We start from the raw sequence: 17,564 nt of genomic DNA, 5'->3' as shown, positions 1-17,564 counted from the left end.
ATATATAGTGTTACAATAACTTTAATAAATGACTATAAGATATTGAACTAAATTAATTACTGTACAATTATTACACTTATTAAACAAATTTTCATCGTAAATGCTTATATAACATTGATAAAAAAAATGAAATTTTATGGGAATAACACGTATTGTTCACCATTAACAAGATAATTAGGCTAAAATAGCTTAGACAAAAGTATGAAAATACTTTATCTATATTATTTTTCACTTAGTTTTAAATATCACATAGAAAATTATGCAGATTTAAATTTTTACTACCTTATGATAAAAAAACATACTATAATTTCAATTAAGTGTATTTACAAATGTTATGAGCAGATTATATACAAATAAGTAATTCACGTACAAATAACGGAGGTAAGTATGAGCAAAGTCACCATATATACAGATAATAATGATTTTATTTTACATTTTCAGGATATTAAATTGACGAATTTTTTCATTCACGATAAAGAAAAAGGCAGACAATTAACCTTTGAACAAGTAGGCTCAAACAAATATAAAATAGCTGCAATTGAATTAATTAATCTGGCACAACAATTAAATTCAGAGAAACTACATATTTATTCTAACAACACAAATGAAGAAGATGAAAGTGAATTTTTCATTCACGAGGAATTACAAGTGGAATTTTCAAACCATGCATTTGTGGATATAAACGGTTATAGAGTTACTATTTATATTAGCTTAGATAAAGCACTACGTTTCATCATAGACAATCCTCCTTCAGCTAAATGCTACTTTAAAGAGGTTGCAACTCTTATTACTAAAACCGCTGATAATGAATTTATTATTAATACGGATATAATTACTGAGTATGTTCCTTTACAATCAATAAACGCTATTCTAAAGAATAGAAAAAATAAAAAAGAATTTATTAATACAGTTACAATTAATAAAGTTAGTAAGGGTAACGGAAATGAATACATTAATAATGTAGATTTTGTATTTTCAACTGATAACTTCATCTCTTTAACGGATGAAATCAGTTTAAATAAATATGAAACCAGTGTTATGGACATATGGTTTCAGTTCAATTTCGAAATCGGGCCGGTATCATCTTATCGTTTTAGATTACCACTTATCCCTCAAAAAACAGATGAGAATTGGCTTAAATATGACAATGATTATATGATGTTATTAAAAACCTACCCAACGCTTGGGCTTAATAATTTATCTATCAGAATCATTTATTTAAAAAATGATGTATATAAGCACTATCAGACCATCAAACAAGAAAATCACTTTGCAAAACACAAAAAAAGTAATCCTAAAAAAATCTTATTAATTACAGAAAACGATCTAAAAGCTCAAGAAAATGGACTTCAGTTCTTTAAATATATGATTAAAAACCATAGTGACACATTTAAGACATACTATGTGATAAGTGAAGATTCTAAAGATATAGCAAATCTAATGCCATATAAAGACAATATTATCTTATTCAAAAGTATGGAACACTTAAAGTTAATGTTAGATGTAGATGTAATAGCACACACACACTCAACAAACTATGCTTATCCGCTCGTTACAGACTATCTTCAATCACATTACAATCATATTAATAAGGTCTTTATTCAGCATGGAATTATTGGCGTACGGAACCTAAGCAAACTCTATGGAAAGAAATATAACCCAACTTTTACTAACAAATTTATTGTTAGTTCAGAAAGGGAAAAACAGCATGTACATGAAATATTAGAGTATGATCTTGAAGAAATTCACATTACAGGATTAGCACGGTTTGATCAGTTATTGCAAAGTAAAAGTAAATTCAAACGCTTTTCAGCTAGAAAAAGAGTCTTAATTATGCCTACATGGAGAGAACAATTAAGAGATCTATCAAATGAAAAATTTATGGAAACAACATATTATAAAGAGTATCAAGCATTAATAAATGACTCTAGTTTTCTCAGACTAGCTAAGCAAAAAAAGTTAGAAGTAAATTTCTATTTACATTCTAACTTCCAAAAATTTAGCCCCTTATTTCATTCGAATTTTGTGAATGTTATATTCGAAGGTCAATATACTGTTCAAGAGCTTTTACAAAGACATGGTATATTAATAACTGATTATTCTAGTGTAGGGCTTGACTTTGCACTACTTCGACGCCCAGTTTTATATTATCAAATGGATGCTACCGCAGATGTTGAAATTGCTAACTCACGTGGTTTTTTACCTGGACCGATTTTTAATGAAAAAAACCAACTTCTTAAATATCTAAGGAAAAAGGTACGTTCAAATAAAATCGACGCTTCTTATGAAAGCTTTATCAAGGATAATCTATATAGTTATAGCGACAAGAAAGCTGGAGAAAGAATTTATAATGTAATTAATAGCTTTTTCGATAAAACTAAAACTTAATCTTCATGTTAAGTAAAACCAAACAATAAGAAAAGGCCACCCTACTGGGCAGCCTTTTCTTATTGTTAGTTAATAGCTTTCAAACCTTCTTTTATCTTAGTTGTTGAGATTCCAGTTGTACGAGGTAAATAAACTACTTCACAATGCTCTTTTAAAAAATCAAATTTACCTTCCCAATCATCACCCATTACAAAAACATCAATGTTATGATGTTTAACATCTTCAACCTTCTGCTCCCAATTATCTTCAGAAATAACTTCATCTACATATCGGATCGCTTCTAAAATCATTTTACGATTTTCAAAGCTATGAAAAGAAGTCTTATTCTTGATTGCATTAAACTCATCACTTGATATAGCAACAATCAAGTAATCTCCTAACTCACTAGCTCTTCTTAATAGATTAATATGACCCCAATGTAATAAATCAAAAGTCCCGTATGTTATTACTTTTTTCATTGTTCTCCTCCTATTCACATTAAACACACGCTATATATATAAATTATTTACATTAAATTAACATTATTAAATTATAACATACGTGATTAAGGAATAACAGAAACCCTCAATATTTCCATCAATATCCCAAATTTATATAGATTTTAATGTGATAAATAATCTCGCTAAGACTTTTAGAACCATAATGAGTAAAAATAACAATACATACCATTGAGAAAATGTTATCGAAAATAATAATTCAACCAATACAATCATAAATAATGAAGCATAAAAACCAGGTAAACCCAGCAAAAAGCCAATAACCGTAAAAAAGAAAGACCTTTCACGAATTTTATTAACTGGATCCTGTTCCACCCCTTTATTAACGGTGATTTGATAGGACAATGGTATTAGTAATGAAAGTAAAGAGAATACAATTAATACGTATAAACCAAAACTCTCTAATATGGTCAACTCCAAATATCCAAACCTTACTAATAAAGAGAAAATAAACGAGATGAATACAGGTAGTGTAGCCGCTTGAATTAACATGTCAATAAAAAAGCCTTTTATCGATGTTTGTTTCGTAATTCTTGCAATTTCCCCATCAACGCAATCAAATAAGTAACCTAAATTATAAAATAAAAAGGCTAACATAAATGCATAAGGTGTAGCAATCATCATCATCCAACCAGATGCAATGATCCCAAAGAAACTCATCCAGCTAACAATATTAGGTGTTAACCTTAATTGAATAAATAGAAGAGTGAAATAAATAGACAAACGTCTAAGTACAAACCATGACCACATATCTTCTTTAGCACTAAATTCTTGCGACTGTTTTCGGTATTCAATTACCTTTTTAGTGTCAAATATTGTGGTTGGCAATTTCCCTATTTGCGACTTCATTTTCACACCTCAAATAAATATCATATTAGCTATTTTTATTAAATAGATACTCGACTGTTCTTTTACTTGCTTTCCCATCATCTAAATAACAAAAACGGTTAAAAAACTCATTATATTTCTGAGCAAATTGACCATAGGAGCCAAATTGTATAAATTCATCTATATTTTTTATTAAATCCTCATTTGTTCTAGCGATAGGACCAGGAGCATTTGATTCAAGATCAAAATAAAAACCCCGTAGTTTCTCCCTATATAATTCCAAATCATACGTATAAAATATCATCGGCCTTTTTAAATTTGCATAATCAAAAATCACAGAGGAATAATCAGTTATTAAAAGATCAGAAATGAGATAAAGGTCATTAATATCTACATATTTAGAAAAATCATATATAAAGCCTGGGTGCTCTGTAGTATCAAGTTGTTCAGAAACAAAATAATGTAAACGTAAAATAATCACACAGTCATCTTCAAATCGATTTTTTAAAGCCTCTATATCTAAATTAAGTGAAAATGTATAGCTGCCCGCATGAAATTCATGATCACGCCATGTTGGTGCATACAATATTACTTTTTTATCAGCAGGAATTTGCAGTCTTTTTTTAATGTCTCTCGAAGCATTTTTGTCATTACCATTTACTAAAACATCATTCCTTGGATAACCTACCTCTAATACTTGACGATTAAAATTAAAAGCACGCTTAAAAATCTCAGTTGAAAACTTATTAGCTGAAATAAGGTAATCCCAATGCATAGATTCTTTATGAAAATCGCGAATATATGACTCCCGATCATTACCGGCTAAATGAACCTCTTTCATATCAGCCACTAACTTCTTAAGAGGTGTGCCATGCCATGTCTGAATATAAGTTGTGTGTGTTGGTTTAGGTAACCAAGAAGGCATTCGACTATTCGTTATCCAAAACTCTGCTCTTGCAGCAATTAGAAACCACTTAAAAGAATGCCTTTTTACAACAGGAATACCCTTGGTCGAAAAATCATTTATGAGATTTCCGTTTACACTCCAAACATATTTGTATGGATAGTCATTTTCATTCATGTACTCATATATAGCACGAGGGTTACAGCTATATTGTTTTCCAGAAAAACTCTCAAACAATATAAAACCCTTCTTTACAGGAAACAAAGCTATGACTTTAAATATGACCTGTGATAAAGTGCGTATTATATGACTTTGTTTGATTTTAGCAACAATACTTTTCATTATTAACCTCATTACATTTTATTGTAATAGTCAATCATCTCATTAATTTCACCAATTGCCTGAACTTCTCCACGTTTAAGAACCATGGCTCTTTCACAAATTTTCTTTAATGGGGTTAAACTATGTGAAACGATAATAATTGTTTTTCCTTGTTTCTTTAAATCAATTAACTTTTCATAACACTTTTCTCTAAAATCCTTATCTCCGACAGCTAATACTTCATCAATTAGAATGATATCCGTTTCAATGTGTACAGCGATCGAAAAACCTAGTCTTGCCTTCATTCCGGATGAATAAAATTTAACTGGAGTATCGATAAACTCTTCTAGCTCAGCAAACTTTACAATCTCAGGCAAAAGCTCTTCAATCTTGTCTTTCTTAAGCCCGTATATTGCACAATTTAATTTAATATTCTCGTATCCAGATAAATCACGGCTTAAACCTGCACTTAATTCAATTAATGGCATTAATGTCCCATTCAATTGTATGTTTCCTTGATCGGGAAATACTACCTTAGAAATCACTTTAAAAAGGGTACTTTTTCCGGCACCATTCTTTCCAATAATAGCAAAACCTTCACCTTTTGGAACAGTAAAAGAAACATCGTTTAACGCTTGAAACTTTTCATCTAGCGATTCTCTTCTTAGAATGGACAAAAATCTACCTTTTAATGTTTTGTCATAAGGTTTCTTAAAAACCTTTGATACATTTTTCACTTCTACTGCATTCATTAAATAACTTCCCCCATACGTCTACTTAATTTTTCGAATAGTTTCCAGGAGATAATCAATAATACGACAGCAAAAATAGCCGAATAAGCAACATAAGCAAGTGGCATCATTTCACTACCATAAAAAACATATTTATACATTCCTATAATTGGTGTCATTGGGTTTAACATATATAAGCTCAAATATTCGTCGGGTACCATCCCAATTGGATAAATAATTGGTGATAAATACATCCAGCCACGTAAAAATAAGGAGCTAATAAACTCAATATCTCTGTAATAGACATTCACACTTGAGAGCAATAATGTAATAGCAAACACTAAAATAAATTGAATAACAATAATAACAATTAACCATGGTAAAGCAGCTAATTTAATTCCAACACCTAATGAAAATGACAAAATAGCTACTAAGAATAAGGATATTCCAAGATTAACTAAATTTGTTGTCACAACTGTTAACGGGAACATTTGTCTTGGGAAGTATACTTTCTTAATTAATGATGAATTACTTGTTAAAGCTTTTGCTCCCCTATTAATAGAGTTATTAAAAAACATCCACGGAATCAATCCAGCAAGTAAAAATAAGGCATAGTTATCTATTTCCCATTTTAATATAATTGAAAAGACAACAGAATATATTACCATCAAGCCTAATGGTTCTAGTAAAGACCAGAAAAAACCAAAAATTGTATCTCTATATTTTATTTTCAGCTCCTTTTTGACTAAAAAAGCCAGAAGCTGTCTATATTTAAATAGTTCTAACATTAATCTCAACCTTATCCCTTTATGTTATTTCGAATCATCCAGTACTCTTTTTTAAAGTATGCCAGAAATGATCCGAGACCTCTTGCAAAATGCAAACAAAAAAAAGATACTATCGAAAAGAAAAAGTGTGAACACCCTTTTTCTTTCATTAAGCGAATACTAAAAAAAGCTGCTAAAGCTAAATATGCACCAACACAACCGACTAGCAGATAGACAAAATTAGTATTATAAATCGTTAAGCACACTAAAGATAGTCCTATAATGAAAGCTAGAAGAGGCAATCGTTTGAAAAAACTTAATGCCCCAGGGGTTAGTCTATTAGCAATGACTGACCACATCCCATCGCCAAACGACTTCAAAAACAAGCCCTTTAATGTATCACGCACATAATAAACCGATTGTATATCGGTTGTTAAATAAAATGTATGTCCTTTCTCTTTCATACGCCTATGAAATTCAATATCTTCATTTCTTTTTAAATCTTCGTTAAAATAGCCAACTTCAAGAAAAACTTCTTTTTTATAGGCTCCATATGGAACTGTTTCAGTATATCCATGCCATTCTTTATTTAATGTTCGAAATTTCGAACGTCCAACACCAAAAGGGTGCGAGAACACAAATTGATTAACTTCACCTTGAAATCCTTTTCCCTTTGAAAGAATGATTCCACCAACACATGAAGCTTCAGGTTCTTGTTCAATAGCTTCTTTATAAGAGGAAAGGAAATTTGCTTTTACTTCAGTATGTCCGTCAATCCTTAAAACATAATCTCCATAAGCTTGTTTAATCCCAATATTCCATCCTGGTGGAAGTGTTTGTTGAGGGTTATCAAACATCCTAATCATGTTAGGTGATTTCTGTTGATAATTTTTTATTAACTCACGTGTGTTGTCATTGGATAAACCATCTATTATTATAATTTCATAAGCTCTCTGTGAAAAATCCTGTTCTAATAGAGTATCAAGTAAACGTGCTATATACTTCTCTTCATTTCTCGTGACAAGTAATACCGAAAAAAATACCTGTTTTAATTGCTCACTTCTTATATCCATAAAGCCCCACCATTATAGTAACCTTTTCCTTTATTATCAATACATAAAGCTTAATTAATAGTACCTTATTATATAGGTGATGTAAATAGAGTCGAAGCTTATACATAGTAATACAAAATATCGACAATAATTTTTATAAATACTAATTGTAACTCACACTCTTTTTACTTCATTGTTTTAAAACTCTAAGATACATAGTTCATCCTAAAAATTACCTCCTCCTTTAGACTCATACACCCTTATATATACACTCATTTACGGTTAGGTAATTTATCGCAAATAAGCACTTATCTCTTTAATTTCTATTTAAAATTAACTATAATAAATAATAGAATAATAGGAAAAATTATCTAACTTTTGAATAGGAGTTAAGAATGATGCGGAATAAAAAATGGTTTATCTTAGTTGGATTGGTCCTTGTTATTACCTTAGTTGCGACCATTACTTTTTCTTTCATTAATCCAGAAGAAATTAGTGCGATGGAAGCTGAGGCTAAGCACTCTTACGAACAAGCTGATTACGAAAAAAGTATTGAGCTTTTCTCAAAGATTCTTAAACAAGAACCTGATCATGTGAATGCAAGAATATATTTGGCAAAATCGTATGTAGCCTTAAGTCAATTTGATAACGCTGAGCAGACATTAACAGAAGGTATTGAAAGATTACAAGATGAGTCTGCCTTTTATTTGGAATTATTTGATGTTTATTTAACCCAAAGGAAAATAGAAGAGGCGTATGTTACGCTCCAAACAGGCTTATCACATGCAAATAGTGAGGCACTAGAATATGAATTAAAACAATTTGTCAACCGTATTGATATTGTCGCAGAGCGTACATTCATCCAAGTCGACCATTTACAAAGCTATCAACTTGCCTGGATTGATGAATACGATGAGATTTATCCCCTACAGGCGAGTTGGAAACTAAGTGATGAGGCAATAGCAAAAATTGAAGATGAAGACGACCTTATGATTCATGTATTCGCGACCGATGTTGGAGAGTTTGAACTTTCTGCTCACTTTCAAGATTTAGAAAAAGCCATCACTCTCCAATCTGAAAAACAAGTAGTACAAGAATTGTCGTTAAATCTGGACTTGCTCGAGTTACCAGCTTTAGCAATAGGGGAAACGCTCGAACTAGAAGTTAACGCAAGAGACTTCAATGGTGAAGTAATGGATTTTACGCCGTTATGGTCTACTGTTAACGGTCTTGGTACCTTTTCTGCTCCCAATGAAAGAAGCACTTTGTTCAAGACAGATCATGAAGGATTAGAAACTTTAAGAATTACTGTGCAGGACTATGTATATGAGGAAGAAATCGTTATTGATGGGGAGAATAAAACAGTTCGAACTTCTGTTGAAGGTGAAGGTGAAGTAAAGATTACACCACACTTACCATCCTATGAAGTAGGAACCGAAGTCACAATTGAAGCCATTGCAAAACCTGGATGGACCTTTGTTGGTTGGCAAGGTGACCTGGAAGGCAGTAATCCAGTAGAATTGTTAACAGTCACCGATCACCATAACGTGACCGCTGTATTTACTACTGATGAGGCGGGAATTATTATTAGTAAAATTGGAAATGGTACAGTATATTCTTCCATTCACTTTACTAATATTCAACTAAATGACCTCGTTACCTTAACAGCAACTCCTGATAGTGGTTGGGAATTTGTTCGTTGGACTGGAAACTTCATTGGAGAAGCTTCAGATGAAAGTACTTTACAGTTAAACGTCGACCAAATGTATCATATTACTGCCGAATTTACACAAGTAGGTGCTGAAGAAGAGCCAGATACGGATGAAATAACTGATACACAACCAGAACACTCAACACCAAATAACAACTCTAACGATCAAGATGGTTCTAACACAGGCACAAGTAATGGATCAAACTCATCAGGTAATAATAATAGCGGCGATCAGAATAATCCACCAACTGATACGCGGAAAACCTATACCCTTTCTGTCAATGCAGCAGAAGGTGGTAAAGTATTACGTGGGTCTCCAGGAAACCAGTTTACAGAAGGTACTCAAGTGGCATTAACGGCAGAGGCTAATGACGGGTGGACGTTTGCTGGCTGGAGTGGTGACTCACGCTCAAAAAATGCGACGATTTATCTAACAATGAATCAAAATTTTTCAGTAAAAGCTAATTTTAACAAGGTTGAAACAGAGCCCGAGGAGGAACCTGAACCACCAGCTAAGATAAAATATCAGCTTAAAACTTCACAAGTTGGAGAAGGTACGGTAAGTCCATTACCCGGACAATATGAGGAAGGCTCGACCATTCAAGTGCAGGCACAGCCAGCTTCAGGATGGCGGTTTGTACGATGGCAGGGTGATTTAACAAGTACAAACGCTCAAACGACAATCACAATGAACGGTAATAGGACCATACAAGCTGTTTTTGAAAGAAGCGATCATAGCCATGATCATTCAGATAACAGTGATATGGAGAATGAAGGGTAAATCCACCAGACTCCCTTCGAATTTTTATATTTTATTATAATAGGCGATGAAATTAATTTCATCGTCTATTTTTTATTAACCTTTCCAATATTGACATTTATAGTATAATTAAAAAGTTGAAAAACTCTTTATTTAAAAATATCTAAAAAACCAAGTCATATTTAGCACCATTTATACATGAAATTTTTAAAATACTAATAGCTGTCACAGTTAAGAGTTGTTGCACTGCATATGCATATTAGCATTAACTCTATTTTATATAACTGCACTTTTACTAATTTATACCATTAAGAATATACCTTTTTTAACTGGAAGGAGTTTAAATGTTGAAAAATTTATTATATGCATTATTAGTAATTGGCTGTTTAGCCATCCTTACCCTTAGCCATCTAAGCTATCATGCTAAATTAGAAAAAATCGCCACTCAATCTCAAAACGAAGTTATTAAGCCCTCTTCCGATTATGAAAGAGAGCAAAATGCGAGTACTACTGAAAAAAATGATACTAACAAACATGATTTAGGAGGATTATTAGGGGATATGATCAATGATACAAACGCCCCCTTACAGATTACATTCTTTGGTTCAGAATCTATTTACTCACCTGAGTATGAAGGAAATAACTGGCCAGAAATTTTAATTGCTAAGCTCGTAGAAGAAGTTGATGAAAGTTATATTGATGCGACCATTATTAGTACCGGTGATCGCTCTAACCTTGAAATTACCAATGAAAATTACATGACAGAGGTCATTGATTCAAAGCCTGACTTATTATTGTTTGAACCTTTTATGCGAAGTGACAATGGTATTGTCGCCATTGAAGACAGCTTAGAGTATTTAACCTTATATCTCGAGCAAATCGAAAGTGAACTTCCCGAGATAACCGTTGTACTCATGCCATCTAACCCCATTTATAACCCTCAATTATATTTAACACAAATTACGGAGCTCAAATCCTATGCAGATACAAACCGTTATTTGTATGCTGACCACTGGCAAGCTTGGCCTGATATTCTTTCAGAAGATATACAAAACTATTATGAAGGAAAATATACAAATGAAAACGGACACCAAGTATGGGCTGATTATATGTTTACCTTCTTAACTGAATAACTCAAATAAGCAACCAACCTACATACGATGTAGTGGTTGCTTATTATAATTTCAAAATACATGTATCATCGCTTTAATTCCATAGATTATTACCGCCCACATCGGCAAGCTAAATAGGGTACCCCAAATAAGTCCTGTAAATAGTTGATTTTCCTTCATCACACCAGCCCCCATAGAGACAGTGTTAACAAATGGCGAAAGAATTAAACAATGGCTAAGCAGAGTTTCTTTGTTTTACTATGTTTTTTGCAACTTTCTCCTTCTTTACTTCTTTTCTCCGCCAATAAAAATAGGAGATTGATAAGCCAATAATACCGCCAAATATATCAAGGATTACATCCTGATATATCCCTCGTCGGTCTGGATGGTGAAACTGCCTCCATTCATCAAACGCCGCATATCCTGACACGACTAGTAAGGTCATTATAAATGCTATACTTCTTTTTTTCGATAGAACATGGGCTAGCGAATAAGTCAAAAAACCTAATACGGCAAATACGATAACATGTGCTCCTTTACGAACAAAAAATTCAATAAAACCTTCCGCTCCTCCATATGCTTCGATACTAATAACAGTTCCAGCATAGGTAAATGAAACACTAGCAAAAAGCACTTCAAACCAGGTTAAATTAAAATTACTGAGGAATGGGCGGATGTTTTGAGCTTCATATGGTTGCGAGCTTAAATAATAAATGACAACTCCACATATTAATAGTAGGCACAAAAGTAAAATACTGCTCATTGAAGATATTTTAACTTGTTTCGTTTTCATAATAGTAGAACCTTTCTATTTACTAAACCTTAAAAAAGATTATAAAGGATTCCATGTAAAAAAACACCCACTACCGGGTGTTTTTAATATAACCTCATCTGTGCTTCACACTTATCCATCATTTCCTGCAAGGCATCGGTTTGAAGGAGTGGCGTCCATGGTAGTTCTACTCCTTTTCCTGGTGCACTTGCCTTACCGTGTAATACTTTGTCGTGATCGGCTGCAATATAAATATCCCAGCTCCATCGTTCTGGTGAGCTTATTTCAGACCCGAAATCCTTGCGGTCGATCTCTGCTAAGTAATACTTTCTTAAGATAAAATGCTTTGGCATCATCATCACTTCCTTCTTTAATTGATTTCATCATATATGAGTAAGCTATTTTCTAGTCTATGAGCGGTGACTCAGAACTAGAACAAGCTAATGAATAGTCCGCCTCTATAATTATTATAATAATCTGAAAATTAGTTTTTGTGAAGCTATTTGTTAGATTTTTTCCCTAATATTTTTCTACTTTTGTTCTGAATATGTGACATCTTCCTCGTCATTTAGGAAATTATTAATGCTTGTTGAAGATTCGGTGACAATGTACATCATTTATCTACATTCGCACTGTCATTCCGTCAAAATCCAACATTCCCTCTATCTTATCTGTTCCCTACACTAAATCCTTATAAACATTTTACCCTCATACTTTTTGGCTATAGACAAGTTCGTATAAAATTCTCCAACTTTGCATAAGCTACGATTCGCATTCACACTTTATTTCGTCTATACTTATGAGAGAGATAAGATGTACATACCTCTTCAAAAGATGATGTGACATCTAATTAAAAGGAGGCAATTAACAATGAGTGTTCATATTGGAGCAAAACAAGGCGATATTGCAGAAACAATTTTACTACCAGGTGATCCTTTACGTGCCAAGTATATCGCGGAAACCTACTTAGAAAACCCTGTTTGTTACAATGAAGTTCGAGGGATGCTAGGCTATACAGGAACCTATAAAGGTCAACGAATCTCCGTGCAAGGGACGGGTATGGGCGTACCTTCCATCTCGATTTACGCGACTGAGCTAATGCAAGAATACGGCGTCAAAAATCTGATTCGTGTCGGCACGTGTGGGGCGATCCAAGAAGATGTGAAGGTTCGTGATGTAATTTTAGCGATGAGCGCCTCCACCGATTCACAAATGAACCGTAATACATTCGGTGTTGTTGATTATGCTCCTACGGCTAATTTCGATTTGTTAAAGAAAGCCTATGATGAAGGTGTAGCTAAAGGTTTAAATTTAAAAGTAGGAAATGTCTTCACAGCTGATATTTTTTACAACGAAAATGCTGAACATAAAAAATGGGCTGATCATGGTATTCTGGCAATCGAAATGGAAACCGCTGCCCTTTATACATTAGCAGCTAAATTCAAACGTAATGCTCTTTCAGTGTTAACAGTTAGTGATCATATTTTGACAGGTGAAGAAACAACTTCTGAAGAACGCCAAACCACATTTAATGAAATGATGGAAGTGGCTTTAGAAGCCGTAACCAAATAAACGTCTAGAATGAGATGACGATTCAAACGGAAATTGAATCGTCATCTTTTTGATCGATAATAAGCTGCAAAACATCCTCTAGATCTAATGGTTCACCTGTTTCTGGGTTGGCATAGCGAGGGTATAAAAGGTACGCTCCAGCCAAAAGCTCAAGCAACGATAATGACCTCATCCTTCGCGGAACCGGCTGGCGATCGTCCGTTAAACCCCATCCCGAATAAAAAGGGGCCCCAACCGTCGTAACTTTAATTCCTTTTAGTAATGCTTCAAAGCCAGACAGAGAGGTAATCGTATAAACATGGTCAATCGTCTTACATGCATCATTTAAGCTCAATGGTACTTCTATGACTTTAGCTATGTCTTTTACATCATTAGGGTCGGAATACTTTTCCCGTTTCCCTACTAGCACATCGGGATGTGGTTTATAAATGATTTCCGCATCTTGATTTTCTTGAAAAGCCATTCGTACAAGGTCATTATTGGTAATCGGCTTCGCACAGCCTTTTTGAATAGACTGATCATCCTCTACTTGACCAACGACGAGTACACGTTTTTTCGTTTTTTTACCATAAACGTTATGAATATCTTGAGTCTGGACATGATTGTATTTACTAATCTGATGTTCATTGATGAGTTTTAGACACGCGTTTGCACGTTTAATAATCGTCGGATTCGCTTGAAAGTCATACTCATTTAAGATGACCTCTAAATCACTTGGCCTTCTCGCATCAAAATACATACCGGTTTTATCCAAACACAAGGAAAATGGTGGATTCCGCAAAGAACCTAACCCTACAGAACGAATAAAGCCATCCTCTAAACGGTATAATGGTATTTGATATTTCTCTGCATACGGTTCAAGAGTTGGTGAGGACTGATACCCCCATACAACAAAAACTTTATTTTCGTACTTCGTTAATTTCCGATGTATACGTTTGATATTTATATGATGTGGTAAACACTCGACCTGATACTCAGATAGAAAAAAAGGCATAAAGCTTTGCTTCCACTTTGAATTAATCAACACAAACGCAACTGGTTTCCCTGTTTTTTGCACGGGCTTCAAGAACCAATACAAACGATAAAAGAAATAATAGATAACCTTTAATATAGAGCGAACCGACATTTTAAGCTTTTTTAAAGGATCCCCCATGTTAGCTAGCCCCCAAGCATAAAAAATAATGATAGTTGCATTACTTAATTACTGCCCTTTTCCATACTCGCTGTTCCTCACTCCACACATCGTTTTCCTCAAATAATCGCTCATATAATTCTCGTTCTGCACGCCAATGATGATGCTGAATTTTACGATTAGATGGATCAATAAAATAATGGGCATTTTGGTTTTCTGGTTGATCCGTGAATGAAAAGCCAAATATATGGTCCTTTTTCAATGGTCCGTTCAACTGGTAAAGCCAATATAATATCGCTAATCCAGCACTTGGTGGGGCTTCTAAAATATCCATCAGTTCCTTCATGACCGCATCCGGAATAATCGAGGTAGGAATCCGAGCAGAGACCGAGTCAATAAACAGGTCATAGCCGTAACGGTTAGAATGAAGTAAATTCGTACCACTTACAACGATGTGCTGATAGTGCTCAAGCGGTCTTTTTTTCACATTCGTATAAAAGCCTGACTTCACCCAAATATCGGTTTTTCTACCGTAATCAAGATGGAAAGGATGATGAACGGCATAATTATTAAAGCGAATCACGAGTGCATGCTCATCAATGGCAGCCCCGTTCCTTCGACCAAGTTCACATGGCGAATTCCCTACCACACAAATATCACCTTTAGATTGTAAGACTAACTGCTCAAATGTTTGTTCACCCTCTTTTATTTGCTTGAACAGTTCATAAGCGTCGTTGGAAGCTCCCACTATATGTGGTTTTCGTTCACTTACCATAGCATGTAACCCCAAATATAGATGCTCTTCATTGACCTTTGCATTTAATTCAACAGCTTGCTGATATAATTGAATAGCTTTTGTATAATGTCCTGCATCATTAAAAATCGCTGCATATTTCATTAACTTTTTCGCATTAGGCTCTTCTTTTTTCATGACTCTTTTCACTAAAGCTAATACTTCTTCCGTTGCCCCTTTGATTTTATAAAAATAATCAATCATCGTTGAAAGTGTTGACATAGTCGGATTTAGTTCCAGTGACTGATAGAGAAACATCCCTACACGCTTACTATATTCACCTTTATAGATAAGGAATGTCGCAAATTCTTTTAATAAGGCGGCCTTTTCCTTGGGCTCCCCCACTACTTCTAATGCTTCAACATATAACGCCTCGACTTCTCTTAATTGATTTCTACCTTGTAGCTCTTTGATTTTTAGCAAATAGGACTCAGACTTGGATGAAATCGTTTCTTTTTTGGCTGTTTCCTTTAGCTTCTCCTCCTCACTATCATTCTGAAGGTCTTCCATTTTTGGAGTACTCTCTATAGATTCGAGTGATTCTTCTGGTTTTTCTTGCTGCTGTTGATTGGAATAGTCCTGAGTTTTCAGTCGATCGGCGTGTTCCATCTCGTGCTGATTCGCACGTTCTACTTTTAACTGAGATAGATAATGTATTGTCGCTTCACAATCCGACCTCTTCCCATGCTCATCCATATATTCGGGGTAAAGCATATAAGCACCCGCGAATAGCTGTTCAATCGTTAACGTCCTCGTTCTTCGCTCACACGTTTGCCTGTCATCTGTTAAACCCCATCCCGAATAAAAAGGCATGCCAAAACATGTCACATTAATTCCTCTTATTAAAGCTTCAAAACCAGATAATGATGTAAACGTATAAACGTGATCAATCGTTGTTAGGGCATCTGGTACACTTAATGGCGATGTGATGACTTTTGCAATATGCTCCACTTCTTTAGGATCTGACCTTTTTTCTCGTAACCCTTCTAATACATCAGGATGCGGTTTATAAATAATCTCGGCATTCGGATTTTCTTGGTAAGCGGCCCAAACGAGTTCATTATTTGTCATGTTTTTATCTAAACCAAATTTAATAGAGGCATCATCCTCGACTTGCCCCATGACTAAGATTCTTTTGGCGGTTTTTGGACCATAGATCTTCGTAACATCTACTTTTTCTGCATGGTTATATTTACTAATGCCGTGTGTATGGATTAGCTGAATGTTCTTTTGGGCTTGCGATAGAAGAACTTGGTCAAAATTTGTATTGAGTAAAATATGTTCTAGATCCGAAGGCTGCTGCGGGTTAAAATACAAACCGCGGCTGTCTTTCACGATAGAAAGTGGAAAGCTATGCTTGGCCCCTAAGTCTAAAGAACGGATAAAACCATCTTCTACCCTTATTAAAGGAATTTGTTGTTGCTTGGCATAGTGATGAACTTCCTCACTTTCTTTGTATCCCCAAACGACAAAAAGGTGGCTCGGATTTGATTGAAAATAATACAACAGGCGGTCAATGCTGGCACTTCCAAATACAAAAGCGGTTCGATATTCAGGAAAACACTTGCTAATAAATGCTCGCTTCCATGGATTAAAACCAAACATGAAGGCAATCGGCTTCTCTGTTTGGTACCAGTTTTCTCCAATTTCAATAAACGGTTGCTTTGATGGTTTTTTGGGGGAATGTAGGGATTTTGGTGGACGATGTGATGGATAGGAGTGAGTAGTTTTCCTTACTTTGTTTAGTAGCTTTTTTAGTTGATGCTTCATTCTGTTGGCTCCTTTCTTTTATATGAAAGTTAGTTATGGGCGATAGTTTGTGCCATGAAGTTAGCTCGTCATCCATCTCGCGATCAATGACCTTAGTAGGACAGTGCTCCCTGTTTGTTCAGGCCGACTCCTGATAGTGATCGAGTTGTAAACGTGCCAACAGTTTGAACAATCACCTTTATCCACGAAGAATAGGCTTTGTGCAGATACTACATGGTTTAGCTTCCGTATCTGCACATTAACCCCCTCTTTGTGCAGATACTACATGGTTTAGCTTCCGTATCTGCACATTAACCCTCTCTTTGTGCAGATACTACATAGTTTGACTTCCGTATCTGCACATTAACCCTCTCTTTGTGCAGATACTACATGGTTTGGCTTCCGTATCTGCACATTAACCCCCTCTTTGTGCAGATACTACATGGTTTAGCTTCCGTATCTGCACATTAACCCT

Annotated in this window: 14 protein-coding genes; 4 read left to right on the top strand and 10 right to left on the bottom strand. The window is 34.4% G+C overall.

Going from position 1 to position 17,564, the window contains the following annotated elements; translation table 11 throughout:
• Window positions 1-387 precede the first annotated feature (387 nt).
• Window positions 388-2,388, top strand: a complete 2,001-nt coding sequence (locus PQ479_RS21115; RefSeq protein WP_047987120.1) for a CDP-glycerol glycerophosphotransferase family protein — start codon at window positions 388-390, stop codon at window positions 2,386-2,388.
• A 65-nt stretch (window positions 2,389-2,453) separates the two neighbouring features.
• Here the strand turns inward: PQ479_RS21115 and tagD are convergent, their stop codons facing one another.
• The 6 genes from tagD to PQ479_RS21085 all read right to left on the bottom strand — a co-directional run bounded on the left by tagD (window position 2,454) and on the right by PQ479_RS21085 (window position 7,509).
• Window positions 2,454-2,846 carry a glycerol-3-phosphate cytidylyltransferase gene (tagD, locus tag PQ479_RS21110; protein WP_047987119.1) on the bottom strand — a complete coding sequence of 131 codons (393 nt, stop codon included), beginning with the start codon at window positions 2,844-2,846 and terminating at the stop codon, window positions 2,454-2,456.
• A gap of 132 nt (window positions 2,847-2,978) precedes the next feature.
• Window positions 2,979-3,734 (bottom strand): CDP-alcohol phosphatidyltransferase family protein, encoded by a 756-nt coding sequence (locus PQ479_RS21105; protein ID WP_047987118.1) that lies wholly within the window; start codon window positions 3,732-3,734, stop codon window positions 2,979-2,981.
• 25 nt (window positions 3,735-3,759) lie between these two features.
• Window positions 3,760-4,959 (bottom strand): CDP-glycerol glycerophosphotransferase family protein, encoded by a 1,200-nt coding sequence (locus PQ479_RS21100; RefSeq protein ID WP_047987117.1) that lies wholly within the window; start codon window positions 4,957-4,959, stop codon window positions 3,760-3,762.
• Window positions 4,960-4,970: 11 nt separating this feature from the next.
• Window positions 4,971-5,690, bottom strand: a complete 720-nt coding sequence (locus PQ479_RS21095) for an ABC transporter ATP-binding protein (RefSeq protein WP_047987116.1) — start codon at window positions 5,688-5,690, stop codon at window positions 4,971-4,973.
• The gene (locus PQ479_RS21090; protein ID WP_047987115.1) at window positions 5,690-6,457 is read right to left on the bottom strand and encodes an ABC transporter permease; all 768 of its coding nucleotides are present in this window, start codon (window positions 6,455-6,457) and stop codon (window positions 5,690-5,692) included. The genes PQ479_RS21095 and PQ479_RS21090 overlap by 1 nt, the downstream gene beginning before the upstream one ends.
• An 11-nt stretch (window positions 6,458-6,468) precedes the next feature.
• Window positions 6,469-7,509 carry a glycosyltransferase family 2 protein gene (locus PQ479_RS21085; protein ID WP_047987114.1) on the bottom strand — a complete coding sequence of 347 codons (1,041 nt, stop codon included), beginning with the start codon at window positions 7,507-7,509 and terminating at the stop codon, window positions 6,469-6,471.
• A gap of 377 nt (window positions 7,510-7,886) precedes the next feature.
• On the opposite strand from PQ479_RS21085, the gene PQ479_RS21080 reads away from it, so the two are divergent.
• Together PQ479_RS21080 and PQ479_RS21075 are read left to right on the top strand one after the other, a co-directional pair.
• Window positions 7,887-9,980 carry an InlB B-repeat-containing protein gene (locus tag PQ479_RS21080; RefSeq protein ID WP_047987113.1) on the top strand — a complete coding sequence of 698 codons (2,094 nt, stop codon included), beginning with the start codon at window positions 7,887-7,889 and terminating at the stop codon, window positions 9,978-9,980.
• Window positions 9,981-10,306: 326 nt separating this feature from the next.
• Window positions 10,307-11,092 (top strand): SGNH/GDSL hydrolase family protein, encoded by a 786-nt coding sequence (locus PQ479_RS21075; protein WP_047987112.1) that lies wholly within the window; start codon window positions 10,307-10,309, stop codon window positions 11,090-11,092.
• A gap of 214 nt (window positions 11,093-11,306) precedes the next feature.
• On the opposite strand, the gene PQ479_RS21070 is transcribed toward PQ479_RS21075, so the two are convergent.
• Window positions 11,307-11,864 carry a VanZ family protein gene (locus PQ479_RS21070; protein ID WP_053070286.1) on the bottom strand — a complete coding sequence of 186 codons (558 nt, stop codon included), beginning with the start codon at window positions 11,862-11,864 and terminating at the stop codon, window positions 11,307-11,309.
• An 83-nt stretch (window positions 11,865-11,947) separates the two neighbouring features.
• On the bottom strand, window positions 11,948-12,196 hold the full coding sequence (locus tag PQ479_RS21065; protein WP_047987111.1) for a hypothetical protein: 249 nt from the start codon (window positions 12,194-12,196) through the stop codon (window positions 11,948-11,950).
• A 517-nt stretch (window positions 12,197-12,713) separates the two neighbouring features.
• Between PQ479_RS21065 and deoD the strand changes: the two genes are divergently transcribed.
• Complete coding sequence (gene deoD / locus PQ479_RS21060) at window positions 12,714-13,415, top strand: purine-nucleoside phosphorylase (protein ID WP_047987110.1); 702 nt, start codon at window positions 12,714-12,716, stop codon at window positions 13,413-13,415.
• Window positions 13,416-13,437: 22 nt separating this feature from the next.
• Here the strand turns inward: deoD and PQ479_RS21055 are convergent, their stop codons facing one another.
• Both PQ479_RS21055 and PQ479_RS21050 read right to left on the bottom strand, forming a co-directional pair.
• On the bottom strand, window positions 13,438-14,568 hold the full coding sequence (locus PQ479_RS21055) for a capsular polysaccharide export protein, LipB/KpsS family (protein WP_053070285.1): 1,131 nt from the start codon (window positions 14,566-14,568) through the stop codon (window positions 13,438-13,440).
• Window positions 14,569-14,608: 40 nt separating this feature from the next.
• A complete protein-coding gene (locus PQ479_RS21050) occupies window positions 14,609-17,110 on the bottom strand; it encodes a glycosyltransferase family 29 protein (RefSeq protein WP_053070284.1) in 2,502 nt (833 codons plus the stop codon).
• Between the last annotated feature and the right edge of the window lie 454 nt (window positions 17,111-17,564).

It is taken from the genome of Alkalihalobacillus pseudalcaliphilus (assembly GCF_028610675.1).
In the GTDB taxonomy this organism is placed as follows: Bacteria; Bacillota; Bacilli; order Bacillales; family Bacillaceae_D; genus Alkalihalobacillus; species Alkalihalobacillus pseudalcaliphilus.
Note: the sequence above shows the minus strand (reverse complement) of the source record. Positions and strands in the feature narration are given on the sequence as shown.

Bases quoted from the DNA above. Each gene is read 5' to 3' on its own strand.
- PQ479_RS21055 (WP_053070285.1), bottom strand. From the start codon at position 14,568: ATGGGGGATCCTTTAAAAAAGCTTAAAATGTCGGTTCGCTCTATATTA.
- PQ479_RS21085 (WP_047987114.1), bottom strand. From the start codon at position 7,509: ATGGATATAAGAAGTGAGCAATTAAAACAGGTATTTTTTTCGGTATTA.
- PQ479_RS21090 (WP_047987115.1), bottom strand. From the start codon at position 6,457: ATGTTAGAACTATTTAAATATAGACAGCTTCTGGCTTTTTTAGTCAAA.
- deoD (WP_047987110.1), top strand. From the start codon at position 12,714: ATGAGTGTTCATATTGGAGCAAAACAAGGCGATATTGCAGAAACAATT.
- tagD (WP_047987119.1), bottom strand. From the start codon at position 2,846: ATGAAAAAAGTAATAACATACGGGACTTTTGATTTATTACATTGGGGT.
- PQ479_RS21070 (WP_053070286.1), bottom strand. From the start codon at position 11,864: ATGAAAACGAAACAAGTTAAAATATCTTCAATGAGCAGTATTTTACTT.
- PQ479_RS21065 (WP_047987111.1), bottom strand. From the start codon at position 12,196: ATGCCAAAGCATTTTATCTTAAGAAAGTATTACTTAGCAGAGATCGAC.
- PQ479_RS21050 (WP_053070284.1), bottom strand. From the start codon at position 17,110: ATGAAGCATCAACTAAAAAAGCTACTAAACAAAGTAAGGAAAACTACT.
- PQ479_RS21080 (WP_047987113.1), top strand. From the start codon at position 7,887: ATGCGGAATAAAAAATGGTTTATCTTAGTTGGATTGGTCCTTGTTATT.
- PQ479_RS21115 (WP_047987120.1), top strand. From the start codon at position 388: ATGAGCAAAGTCACCATATATACAGATAATAATGATTTTATTTTACAT.
- PQ479_RS21105 (WP_047987118.1), bottom strand. From the start codon at position 3,734: ATGAAGTCGCAAATAGGGAAATTGCCAACCACAATATTTGACACTAAA.
- PQ479_RS21095 (WP_047987116.1), bottom strand. From the start codon at position 5,690: ATGAATGCAGTAGAAGTGAAAAATGTATCAAAGGTTTTTAAGAAACCT.
- PQ479_RS21100 (WP_047987117.1), bottom strand. From the start codon at position 4,959: ATGAAAAGTATTGTTGCTAAAATCAAACAAAGTCATATAATACGCACT.